This window comes from Neobacillus sp. OS1-32 (assembly GCF_030915425.1).
Taxonomy (GTDB): domain Bacteria; phylum Bacillota; class Bacilli; order Bacillales; family Cytobacillaceae; genus Neobacillus; species Neobacillus paridis.
Window position 1 is genome coordinate 193,259 of record NZ_CP133263.1, and the last position, 12,623, is coordinate 205,881.

Annotated in this window: 10 protein-coding genes and 1 pseudogene; 10 read left to right on the forward strand and 1 reads right to left on the reverse strand. The window is 42.9% G+C overall.

The genetic code is table 11. From position 1 onward, the window contains the following. Positions 1–21 precede the first annotated feature (21 nt). A pseudogene (lon, locus tag RCG24_RS01035) lies at positions 22–2,350 on the forward strand (endopeptidase La). Then, positions 2,347–2,928, forward strand: a complete 582-nt coding sequence (yihA, locus tag RCG24_RS01040; RefSeq protein ID WP_308078095.1) for a ribosome biogenesis GTP-binding protein YihA/YsxC — start codon at positions 2,347–2,349, stop codon at positions 2,926–2,928. Before lon ends, yihA begins: the two are co-directional and overlap by 4 nt. 294 nt (positions 2,929–3,222) lie before the next feature. On the opposite strand, the gene RCG24_RS21235 is transcribed toward yihA, so the two are convergent. Beyond that, positions 3,223–3,471: a LiaI-LiaF-like domain-containing protein gene (locus tag RCG24_RS21235; protein WP_374049113.1), complete on the reverse strand. Its 249-nt coding sequence runs from the start codon at positions 3,469–3,471 to the stop codon at positions 3,223–3,225. Positions 3,472–3,687: 216 nt separating this feature from the next. Between RCG24_RS21235 and hemA the strand changes: the two genes are divergently transcribed. From hemA to ysxE, 8 genes are all read left to right on the forward strand, one after another. Further along, the gene (hemA, locus tag RCG24_RS01050) at positions 3,688–5,031 is read left to right on the forward strand and encodes a glutamyl-tRNA reductase (RefSeq protein WP_308078097.1); all 1,344 of its coding nucleotides are present in this window, start codon (positions 3,688–3,690) and stop codon (positions 5,029–5,031) included. A 14-nt stretch (positions 5,032–5,045) separates the two neighbouring features. Then, entirely contained in the window at positions 5,046–5,879 is an 834-nt protein-coding gene (locus tag RCG24_RS01055; protein ID WP_308078098.1) for a cytochrome c biogenesis protein, read from the forward strand. Positions 5,880–5,894: 15 nt separating this feature from the next. Next, a complete protein-coding gene (gene hemC, locus RCG24_RS01060; protein ID WP_308078099.1) occupies positions 5,895–6,830 on the forward strand; it encodes a hydroxymethylbilane synthase in 936 nt (311 codons plus the stop codon). After that, a complete protein-coding gene (locus RCG24_RS01065; protein WP_308078100.1) occupies positions 6,827–7,636 on the forward strand; it encodes a uroporphyrinogen-III synthase in 810 nt (269 codons plus the stop codon). The genes hemC and RCG24_RS01065 overlap by 4 nt, the downstream gene beginning before the upstream one ends. Positions 7,637–7,778: 142 nt before the next feature. After that, a complete protein-coding gene (hemB, locus tag RCG24_RS01070; protein ID WP_308078101.1) occupies positions 7,779–8,759 on the forward strand; it encodes a porphobilinogen synthase in 981 nt (326 codons plus the stop codon). Between the two features lie 22 nt (positions 8,760–8,781). Then, positions 8,782–10,068: a glutamate-1-semialdehyde 2,1-aminomutase gene (gene hemL, locus RCG24_RS01075; protein ID WP_308078102.1), complete on the forward strand. Its 1,287-nt coding sequence runs from the start codon at positions 8,782–8,784 to the stop codon at positions 10,066–10,068. A 287-nt stretch (positions 10,069–10,355) separates the two neighbouring features. Continuing rightward, positions 10,356–11,468: a stage VI sporulation protein D gene (gene spoVID, locus RCG24_RS01080; protein WP_308078103.1), complete on the forward strand. Its 1,113-nt coding sequence runs from the start codon at positions 10,356–10,358 to the stop codon at positions 11,466–11,468. Positions 11,469–11,565: 97 nt separating this feature from the next. After that, positions 11,566–12,621 carry a spore coat protein YsxE gene (gene ysxE / locus RCG24_RS01085; RefSeq protein WP_308078104.1) on the forward strand — a complete coding sequence of 352 codons (1,056 nt, stop codon included), beginning with the start codon at positions 11,566–11,568 and terminating at the stop codon, positions 12,619–12,621. The last annotated feature ends 2 nt before the right edge of the window (positions 12,622–12,623 follow it).

The window sequence follows — 12,623 nt, forward strand, 5'->3', positions numbered from 1 at the left end:
ACTTAATGGAGGTGCAGTACTTTGACGAATAAGAAGGAATTAATCGTCCCACTTTTACCGCTTCGGGGGATGCTTGTGTATCCGACAATGGTCCTACATCTGGATGTCGGACGTGAACGGTCAGTACAGGCACTTGAAAAAGCGATGGTAGATGACCATATCATATTTTTAACAACCCAAAAAGATGTCACCATTGATGAACCTGCTGAAGAGGATCTATACCGTTTTGGCACTTTAACAAGGGTTAAGCAAATGTTAAAGTTGCCTAATGGGACTATCCGTGTATTGGTGGAAGGTCTTAAACGGGCGGAGATTGTAACTTTTCAAGCTGAAGACAGCTACTATTCCGTACAAATCAATACATATGAGGACCCCGAAATAAAAGATATCGAAGATCAAGCTCTGATGAGAACGATGCTCGATTATTTTGAGCAATACATAAAATTATCGAAAAAAGTCTCGGCAGAAACATTTGCATCGGTTACGGATATTGAAGAACCGGGAAGAATGGCGGATATTATTGCTTCCCATTTACCAATCAAGTTAAAGGAAAAGCAAGAAATTCTCGAAATAATTGACGTTAAACAAAGAATGAATTATGTGATTAATATCATTCATAACGAAAAAGAAGTGCTTAATCTTGAAAAAAAGATTGGCCAGCGCGTCAAGCGGTCGATGGAGCGGACGCAAAAGGAATATTATTTACGGGAGCAAATGAAGGCGATCCAAAAGGAACTGGGTGATAAAGAAGGGAAAACAGGTGAAATCGCCGATTTGACCGAAAAAATCGAACAGGCAGGGATGCCGGAACATGTTTATCAAGCAGCCATGAAGGAATTGGATCGCTATGAAAAGGTGCCGGCAAGTTCGGCTGAAAGTGCGGTTATTCGCAATTATATTGAATGGCTTATCTCTCTGCCGTGGTCCCAAAAGACGGATGATGACATCAACATCGATCGGGCAGAAAAGATTTTAAACCAAGACCATTACGGACTCGAAAAAGTAAAGGAACGAGTTCTTGAATATCTGGCCGTTCAAAAGCTGACCAATTCCTTAAAGGGACCGATTCTTTGTCTTGTCGGACCTCCAGGGGTTGGAAAAACTAGCCTGGCCCGGTCGATTGCGAGATCCTTAAACCGCCATTTTGTCCGGGTATCGCTTGGCGGAGTTCGTGATGAATCAGAAATCCGCGGCCACAGAAGGACATATGTCGGTGCCATGCCGGGGAGAATTATTCAAGGAATGAAGAAAGCGGAGACCATCAATCCGGTATTTTTACTCGATGAAATTGATAAGATGTCCAGCGATTTCCGTGGCGATCCGTCGGCGGCGCTGTTAGAGGTATTGGATCCGGAGCAAAACCATAATTTCAGTGATCATTATATTGAGGAGCCGTATAACTTATCGAAGGTCATGTTTATTGCAACTGCCAATAATTTAGCAACCATTCCTGGTCCATTGTTAGACCGAATGGAAATCATTCTCGATTGCCGGCTATACCGAGTTGGAAAAGGTTCATATTACCCGCGACCATTTACTGCCGAAGCAAATTAAAGAAAATGGATTGACAAAAAATACACTGCAAGTGCGTGATGATGCCATTTTAAAAATTGTCCGTTTCTATACAAGAGAGGCTGGGGTGAGAAGCCTTGAACGGCAAGTGGCAACCATCTGCCGTAAAACGGCTAAAATTATTGTCTCGGGTGAGAAAAAACGCGTTGTCGTTACTGAAAAAATAATAGAAGACTTTTTAGGAAAACCAAAATTCCGTTATGGACAGGCGGAAGCTGAAGATCAAGTTGGGGTGGCAACGGGTCTGGCCTATACCACTGTAGGCGGTGACACCTTGCAAATTGAAGTCGCTTTGGCTCCCGGAAAAGGAAAACTTGTCTTAACTGGTAAACTCGGCGATGTCATGAAGGAATCTGCCCAAGCGGCCTTTAGCTATGTCCGTTCAAAAGCAAAGGAACTAGGGATTGCGGAGGATTTTTATGAAAAATATGATATCCATATTCACGTACCTGAAGGTGCTGTTCCCAAGGATGGTCCTTCTGCCGGGATTACCATCGCAACTGCACTGGTTTCAGCCTTAACAGGGCAACCAATTCGCCGTGAAGTTGGGATGACCGGAGAAATTACGTTACGCGGCCGGGTGCTGCCAATAGGCGGTTTAAAAGAGAAATCTCTCGGTGCCCACCGTGCTGGTTTAACGAAGATCATCCTGCCAAAAGATAATGAAAAGGACATCGACGACATTCCGGAAAGTGTTCGTAATCAATTGGAATTTATCCCAGTATCGCATCTGGATGAAGTGCTGAAGCATGCTCTCGTAGAAGGTGATATGAAATGAAGGTCACCAGTTCCGAAATCGTAATCAGTGCGGTTAGACAAGAACAGTATCCGGAAAGTAATTTACCAGAATTTGCCCTTGCCGGCCGCTCAAATGTCGGAAAATCATCATTTATCAATAAAATGTTAAACCGAAAAGGGTTGGCGAGAATTTCCTCCAAACCTGGTAAAACACAAACATTGAACTTTTTCCTAATCAATGACCTTTTACATTTTGTCGATGTTCCCGGTTATGGTTATGCCAAGGTGTCAAAGTCGGAGCGGGCTGCCTGGGGAAAAATGATCGAAACGTATTTCACAACGCGTGAGCAGTTAAAGGCAGTTGTATTAATCGTCGATTTACGCCACCCGCCGACAGAAGATGATGTGATGATGTATGATTTTTTGAAGTATTATCAAATCCCCTGCATCATTATTGCCACAAAGGCCGATAAAGTTCCAAAGGGAGAGTGGCAAAAGCATGTAAAGGTGATTCGTGAAACATTAGACCTTGAAGCAAACGACCAAATCGTTGTTTTTTCGGCAGAAACTGGTGAAGGCAAAGATACAGCTTGGGCCATCATCGAAAGCTTTATATAGCGATTATCCAAATGTAGGTGTCAGGCACCATGTTTTTCATAGTGCCTGACACCTTACTTTTTCTTTTTAAGAAGAAAATAGAGGCCAATCACAATGAGGAGGGCAGGCCAAAATTTCCAGATAAAGCTCACTCCGCTTTGCAATAGTCCAAAATAGTCGGCTATTTGGTCATAAAATAGCAGCAGTACTGATAGGATGAGAAACAGGAATGCTTGAAATAAGCCTGTATTGGCTTTTTGAAAGCGTAGAAAGGAACCGATGGAGATGATTAACATGAGCATTCCAATTTGGTTATCAGGCCAGAAAGCCAATTTTCCTACAAGCAGAAAATGAAGGCCAAAGCCGAAACAGAATGAACCCGGGAAGGATTGCTTCGGAATCATTTGCCCAATACCCTTGACCCAAAAATGCTGTGCCGACAATAATCATTAAGATTGGCCATGTTGAAAATGGCTGAAAAAAGGAAACCCCAGCCTGCTGCAATAAATAATAAGCACCTAAGCCGATTAAAATAATCCCCGGGAAAATACGTTGATTTTTCATTTCAAACACCACTTCCAGTAAGGTTCACTTGAATCATGTCGAATTTTTTGATACTGTACAAAGGGAGAATATTAATTATAAAACTTCTTTATTCAATTTTCTATATTAACATAAAGTGTCATTTTTTGTTCACAATTTTAACAATTTGGACAAAAATGGGCATGTTAAGATTAGAATTGGATTACTGTATATTTTAATGGGGGTGTACGTGAACAAATGCATATTTTGGTGATCGGTCTTAATTATAAAACAGCCCCTGTCGAAATTCGCGAGCGGTTGACATTTAATGATACCGATCTTGTGGATGCGATGAAATTATTAAACAAAAAGAAAAGCATCCTGGAAAATGTTATCTTGTCCACTTGTAATCGAACGGAAATTTATGCTGTTGTTGATCAATTACACACTGGCCGCTATTATATTAAAGAATTTTTAGCGGAATGGTTTGGAATCGAGCAGGGAGAGTTTTCTCCGTTTTTGTTCATTTATGACGGCGACGGTGCAGTGGAACATTTATTTAAGGTAACTTGCGGTCTTCATTCCATGGTTTTAGGGGAAACTCAAATTCTTGGACAGGTACGGACAAGCTTTATGGAGGCCCAAACCAATGGCACAACCGGCTCTGTATTCAATCACTTATTTAAGCAAGCGATTACGTTAGCGAAAAAGGCTCACTCCGACACAGAAATTGGGGCCAATGCCGTTTCGGTCAGCTATGCAGCAGTTGAATTAGCAAAGAAAATATTCGGTTCGCTTGAGAATAAGCATGTTGTTATTTTGGGTGCTGGGAAAATGGGAGAATTGGCCGTTCAGAATTTGCACGGCAATGGCGTTAGAAAAGTGACAGTAATCAACCGAACGTTTAATAAAGCCCAAGACCTTGCCAGCCGCTTTAATGGCGAAGCAAGAACGATGGATGAATTGCAAAAATCACTGGTGGAAGCTGATATTTTGATCAGTTCAACTGGTGCAAAGGATTTTGTGATAACAAAAGAGCGGGTATCGCGGATTGAAAAGCTGCGGCGGGGTAAACCGTTATTTCTAGTGGATATTGCCGTACCGCGAGATCTTGATCCAAAGCTTGCCGAACTTGAAAATGTTTTTTTATATGATATTGATGATCTCGAGGGAATTGTTGAAGCCAACTTAGAGGAACGGAAAAAGGCTGCCGCCAATATCATGCTCATGATTGAAGAGGAAATCGTTGAATTTAATCAATGGCTGAGCATGCTCGGTATTATTCCAGTTATTTCTGCTCTTAGGGAAAAAGCATTGGCAATTCAAGCTGAGACAATGGTCAGCTTGGAACGAAAGCTGCCCAATTTATCGGACCGTGATAAAAAAGTTTTAAGTAAACATACAAAAAGTATTATTAATCAAATGCTCAAAGATCCGATTCTCCAAGCAAAGGAACTGGCGGCAAGACCTGATCGTGAACAGGCCTTGGATTTCTTTATGAAGATCTTTAATATTGAAGATCTGGTAAAGAATCAACAAGCGATTTCATCCAAAAAGAATAAACAGCCGGTTAAAGAAGCGCAGGCTTCCTTTCAGTCATAAGGGGGCCATTCGCTATGATTAGCGTCTCTATGACGAGGGTGCATGAAGTAACGGTTGTTCTTTATGCCTTAAGTGTATTACTATATTTTTTCGATTTTATTTATCATAACCGGAAGGCAAATCGGGTTGCCTTCTGGTTACTTGCATTTGTATGGGTTTTGCAAACCATTTTCCTCATTCTTTATATGAAAGAAACGGGGAGATTCCCAGTTCTCACAATATTTGAGGGTCTTTATTTTTATGCCTGGGTCTTAGTTACCTTGTCACTTGCTATAAATCGGATATTACGGGTTGATTTTATTGTTTTTTTTATGAATATATTAGGGTTTATTGTCATGGCAATTCACACATTTGCCCCAACTGCCTCTCATTCTCATGTAATGGCACAACAGTTGGTGTCTGAATTGTTGTTGATTCATATTACGATGGCGATTCTGTCTTACGGGGCCTTTTCCTTGTCCTTTGTCTTTTCGCTATTATACTTACTGCAATATGATTTATTAAAGAAAAAGAAATGGGGTACAAGACTTTTACGGCTCGCCGACCTGGAGAAGCTGGAGAGGTTGTCATACATAATGGCAGTAATTGGTGTCCCGATGCTTCTATTAAGTTTGATCTTAGGTTTGCAGTGGGCGTTCCTCAAGCTCCCCGGCATGCCTTGGTACGATATTAAAATCATCGGTTCGTTTATTCTGCTAACTGCTTATAGTTTCTATTTATATTTACGTACTGTAAAAGATCAATCAGGAAAAAAATTGGCCCTGTGGAATGTAGCCTCGTTTTTAATTGTTTTAATTAACTTTTTCTTATTTGGGCAATTATCGTCCTTTCATTTATGGTACTCATGACACGAGGAGGCAATTATGCGAAAAATTATTGTAGGTTCCAGACGCAGTAAATTAGCATTAACACAAACCAACTGGGTAATGGACCAGCTGAAGAAGATTGAGCCAAGCTTGGAGTTTGAAGTAAAGGAAATCGTCACAAAAGGCGATAAAATTTTAGATGTGACGCTGTCAAAAGTAGGCGGCAAGGGCCTATTTGTCAAAGAAATTGAGCAGTCGATGCTGAGCAAAGAGATTGATATGGCGGTCCATAGCATGAAGGATATGCCAGCTGTCCTGCCGGAGGGGCTGACAATCGGTTGTGTTCCTGTCCGTGAAGATCACCGCGATGCTTTAATTTCAAAAGACCATGTGAAATTAGCAGATCTAAAACCCGGTGCGATTATCGGAACAAGCAGCCTGCGCCGCAGCGCTCAGCTGCTGGCCAAACGGCCAGACTTAGAAATAAAATGGATTCGCGGCAATGTCGATACCAGATTAGCTAAATTGGAGACAGAAGATTACGATGCCATCATTTTAGCAGCGGCCGGCCTTTCCCGCCTAGGCTGGTCGGCTGATATTGTAACAGAATTTTTAGACACGGATATTTGCATCCCGGCCGTAGGCCAAGGGGCCTTATCAATTGAATGTCGCGAAGACGACCAAGAATTGCTGGAGCTATTTAAAAAATTTACGTGCAAAAAAACAGAAAGAGCGGTCCGGGCAGAACGGGCCTTCCTGCAAAAAATGGAGGGCGGCTGTCAAGTTCCGATTGCCGGTTATGCGTTTATCGCCAATAACGATGAGATTGTTCTAAATGTATTGGTAGGAACGCCGGATGGCCGGCAAATTCTTAAAGAGGAAGTAAGCGGGCACAACCCGGAAGAGCTTGGTAGGAAAGCTGCTGATATTTTGATTGAAAGAGGAGCCAAGGACTTAATCGACCGAGTGAAGCAGGAGCTTGAGGAAAAATGATCAAGGCACTGCCATTACTTGATAAAAACGTTCTCGTCCCGAGAAGCAGAGAGCAGGCCCAATCCTTCTCTAAGCTGGTTGAAGAATACGGAGGGATTCCCGTCGAAATCCCGCTGATTGCTTTTCGTCCGCTTGAAAAAAATCAGTATTTTGAGGCATGTTTGTCCAGGCTTGAGAGATATGACTGGATCATTTTTACAAGTAATACTACGGTTGAAACCTTTTTTTCGTTTGTAAAGGCTGAGGCTAAGCTGCCGAAAATTGCGGTGATCGGAAAACGAACCGAAGCCGCGTTAAAGGAAAAAGCTGTGCCGGTAGAATTTGTGCCTTCTGTGTATGTAGCAGAGACATTTGTTGAGGAATTTAACCCGTATGTTCATGAAGGAGCTCGGGTGTTACTTCCAAAAGGGAATCTTGCCCGTGATTATATCGGATTATCCTTGGCTAAGGCAGGCGCCGAGGTCGATGAAGTGGTTATTTATGAAAATTATTTGCCGGAGGAAAGCCGCAGAAAGCTGGCAGAAGCGCTGAGCCGTCGGCAGCTGGATATTCTCACATTTACCAGCCCATCCACTGTCGATCATTTGATGGCTGTAGTCCGTGAAAATGGGTTGCTGGAACAACTAAACGGCTGCATCATCGGCTGCATCGGCCCCGTTACCGAAAAGCGGCTTCGCGAATACGGGCTGCCGATTCATGTCTCACCCAAGCAGTATACGGTGAAGGAAATGTTGAAGAGCTTGGCCGAGTTTCTGGAAGAGCAAGGGCCATCATTAACGGATGCCATAGGTCAGAAAAAAAGGTAATCTGACCGTAACTGGTAAAGCGACAGTAAACGGTTGTCATCTGACAGTAATAGAAGGTTATCCCGCCAGTATACAGGTGTCATGCGACAGTCTATCAAATTAATCATAAAACATATTTTTATTATTTTGGGAGGTATGAACAATGGAACTGCAATTTTCACGTCATCGCCGGTTAAGGTCAAGTGCCAGCATGCGCGCACTCGTGAGAGAAAATCACTTAAGCGCGGATGATTTTATTTACCCGCTGTTTATATACGAGGGCGAAAACATCCGTAAGGAAGTCTCCTCGATGCCCGGCGTGTTCCAAGTATCATTGGATAATCTAGAAGCGGAAATGGAAGATATCGCTGCCCATGGAATTAAGGCTGTCTTATTATTTGGGATCCCGGAAACAAAGGATGAATGCGGCGGTCAGGCATACCATGACCACGGGATCGTCCAAGAAGCTACCCGCTTCATTAAAAAACATTTTCCGGACATTCTTGTTGTTGCTGATACCTGCCTGTGTGAATATACCAGCCATGGTCACTGCGGAATGGTTAAAGGTGATAAAATTTTAAATGATGAATCACTTGATTTGCTTGTTAAAACAGCCGTCAGCCAAGTAAAAGCCGGAGCCGATATCATTGCCCCATCCAACATGATGGACGGCTTTGTTGCGGCAATTCGCGCCGGATTAGACGAAGCCGGATTTAAAGAAATTCCGATCATGTCCTACGCCGTTAAGTATGCATCGTCATTCTACGGGCCATTCCGTGAAGCAGCAGAAGGCGCGCCCCAATTCGGCGACCGCAAGACCTATCAAATGGACCCGGCCAACCGTTTAGAAGCGTTTAGAGAAGCAGAATCCGATGTTGCTGAAGGAGCTGACTTCTTAATTGTCAAACCAGGTATGCCATACTTGGACATTGTCCGTGATATTAAAAATAACTTTAACCTGCCAGTGGTTGTTTACAATGTCAGCGGTGAATATTCAATGATTAAAGCGGCCGCGCAAAACGGCTGGATTGATGAAAAGAGCACCGTTTTGGAAATGCTGACAGGGATGAAGCGAGCAGGTGCCGATCTCATCATCACTTATCATGCAAAAGACGCGATTCGCTGGTTAAAAGAAGACCAATAAATTATTGAAATGAGGGAATAGGATGCGCATCTTTACAAAATCGATTGAAGCATTTAAAGAAGCCCAAAAGCTCATGCCGGGTGGTGTAAACAGCCCGGTTCGTGCCTTTAAATCTGTCAATATGAACCCCATTTTCATGGAGCGGGGAAAAGGCTCGAAGATTTATGATATTGATGGCAATGAGTATATTGACTACGTTCTGTCATGGGGACCGCTCATTCTCGGCCACTCCAATGATCGTGTAGTGGAAGCGTTGAAAAAAACAGCTGAGCTTGGAACAAGCTTTGGTGCCCCGACATTGATGGAAAACAAGCTGGCCAAGCTGGTCCAAGAACGGGTACCTTCAATTGAAATTATCCGGATGGTGAACTCCGGAACAGAAGCCACAATGAGTGCGCTTCGCTTGGCACGGGGCTATACTGGCCGTGACAAAATTTTAAAATTTGAAGGCTGCTATCACGGTCATGGTGATTCGTTATTGATTAAAGCCGGTTCCGGTGTTGCCACACTAGGCTTGCCCGACAGCCCGGGCGTCCCTGAAGGTATTGCCAAGAATACAATCACTGTTCAATATAATGATCTCGAAGGGGTAAAATACGCCTTTGAACAATATGGCAAAGATATCGCTTGTATCATTGTAGAGCCCGTTGCCGGCAACATGGGGCTTGTGCCGCCGCTGCCAGGATTTCTGCAAGGACTTCGAGATATTACGACCGAGTACGGGGCCTTGCTGATTTTTGATGAGGTTATGACAGGTTTCCGTGTTGGCTATCAGTGTGCTCAAGGCTATTTTGGCATTACACCGGATCTCACTACCCTGGGCAAGGTAATCGGCGGCGGTCTCCCGGTTGGAGCTTACGGCGGCAAAGCGGAAATTATGGAAAAAATAGCCCCGAGCGGTCCAATCTATCAAGCAGGAACATTATCAGGAAATCCGTTGGCAATGACCGCTGGCTATGAAACATTAAGTCAGCTGACACCAGCTCACTATGAGGAGTTTATCAACAAAGGTGACAAGCTTGAACAGGGCTTTAAGGCGGCGGCTGAGAAATATGATATTCCGATTACTTTTAACCGCGCCGGCTCGATGATTGGCTTCTTCTTTACTGATGAAGACGTTATCAACTACGAAAAAGCAAAAACATCGAATCTGGAATTTTTTGCAGAGTACTATCGGCAAATGGCTGATCAAGGCATTTTCCTGCCACCATCCCAATTTGAAGGATTGTTCCTGTCAACGGAACACTCCGATGAGGATCTCGACAAAACCATTAAAGCGGCAGAGGTTGCGTTCTCGAAGCTTAAATAATGGTTGGACTTCCCACCCGTCAAACATGGCGGGTGTTTTTTCATTATGCGAGTGGTTTCAACGTGCTGGTTTTTTTACGTAATTCAGAGGTTATTTTTCAAAAAACAAGCATAATTTTACAAAATTACTTATCAATTTTACAAAACTCCGTAGCGATTTTACATAAAAAGGTACAAAATGGAGCCCTCCCTGACTTTACCTAAAAATAATCATAAATAAAAGAAGATATTCATAAATTGTAAGTGACATAGTGATTTTGCGTGAAGGAAAGGAAAGGAGGAGTCGCTTTGTCCCAGGAGAATCAATCATCACTAAGATTTTCCTTGGAGGAATCTCTGTGGTTTCGAAAAGGACAGGAAGTCGAGGAACTGCTGTCCATTTCGCTCGACCCGGATATAACAATCCAGGAAAATGATCAGTATGTAACGATACGTGGAACGCTTGTACTTACCGGAGAATATAAAAGTTGTGAAGCAGACAATGAAAGCGAGGGGGAAGGTTATACCTCGCACAAGTTTATTGAGACGGTATCCGAACGAGAGGGGGGAAATTGCGAATTTTCCCATCACTTCCCAGTTGATATAACCATTCCAAATAATAGGATTCAGAGTATTTATGATATTGATGTCCTTGTGGAATCGTTTGACTATTCCATACCTGAGCGCAGTTGTTTAAAGCTGACGGCAGAACTGAACATAAGCGGTCTTCATGGAATTGAGTCAAACCATCAACAGCAACAGGCACAGGAGTTTGAGGTTCTTCCGCGCGATGATTCCCCAGAAGAGGACGAAACCGTAGCGGATCAGCCGTCCATTGCCGAGAATCCTGCCAATGATTTATTATTTGAAACAGAAGCACGAAAAGAACAGGAGGGAGAACCGGAAACGACTATTCCAAGGTTTCCAACCTTTCATTACCAGGAAGAGGAACAGGCTGATCATGAAGCGACAGAGCCTTCATGGCATTTCCAAGAATATAATCCTTCTGTTAGCGAGCCTGTCTGGCCTTTACAGGAAGCTAGAAGCGAAGAGAAACAGCCGATCGAAGTGGAGGTTGAAATCGAGCAAGAAATCGTCGCTGAAAATGAAGAGGTTGACTATGTTCACGAGGATGAAAGCTCATCTTCTTCCCCTGAGGATACGCCGAAAGATAAAAAGAAAAAACTATTCTCTAAAACTAAAACGATGACATTGACGGAGTTTTTTGCCCGTAAGGATGAAGGAACTGCACAGGTCAAATTAAAGGTTTGCATTGTTCAAAAAGGCGATACGGTCGAAAGTCTTGCTAAACGTTATGACGTTTCCGTGCAAAACCTGCTTCGGGTAAACAATTTAGAATTGAATCAGGATGTATTTGAAGGGCAAGTTTTATATGTTCCCGCAACACTGGCAAAAAAATAATGCGTTAGAGGAATATAAGTGAGCGGGTTTCAAAGGACCTGCTCCTTCTTTTACGGATTATTTACTTTGCTATTTTGAAAGAAAGAGTTGAGTTCGCATGGATGACTCGAATCGTCTGGAAGCAGTAGCACCTATTCTTCAACAATATCAAGTTGAGCCGTATTTTATTGAAGATTTTGGCACCATTCAAAAGATATATTCAAACAAGGGCATATTTGCTTTAAAAAAGATCTCCCCTGCATGCGGAACTGATTTTATCCGTCATGTTCACTTTTTATATCAAAAAGGGTTTAATCGGATTGTGCCCATTTACCCGACAATGGATGGCAGATATGCGGTGCTGCACGACCATTATCTTTACTATCTGATGCCATGGCTGGCAAACGAAAACCGCGATCCCAAAAGCCGTCAGTTGTTCAGAGAGTTGGCACGGCTCCATTCTCTTTCCGCAAAGGAAATCATGATCAACAAAGAAGAAAGGCTCGAACATTACGAAAAAACAATTCAGCAGCTGGAAAAACATCAAGAATTCTTGAACGGCTTTATCGATGTTTGTGAAAGAAAGACATATATGTCGCCTTTTGAGTTGTTATTTTGCTTATATTACAATGAAATCAGCCAAGCGCTTCGCTTTTCTAAAGCGAAGTTTGAAGAGTGGTATGAAACTACAAAGGAACATGATAAAGCTCGTATGGTCGTTACCCATGGGAAGTTATCAACCGACCATTTTTTGTTTGATGAGCGGGGGTACGGCTATTTTATCAACTTCGAAAATGCGGCCTATGGCTCGCCGATCCATGACCTTTTGCCATATATATCCCGGACGTTAAATACGAGTCCAAGGCGGAGCGATGACACCATTGATTTGCTTTATCATTATTTTAAATATTTTCCCTTCAAAGAAGAAGAAAAACAATTATTTTACAGTTATTTAGCCTATCCGATTCCGTTGATACAAACGGTGGAAAAATATTACCGCAAACAGCGTCGGAAAAATGAATTAAAATATGTCCGCCAGCTGCAGCAGCGCTACTGGCATTTGAAAAATACTGAGTATGTCGTCATGCGGATGACAGAAATTGAAACACAGCAGCAGCAGGCAAACGAGGCACTTGCCCAAGAAGCGAAAGAAGGAGCCCAACAGCAGCAGTAAGT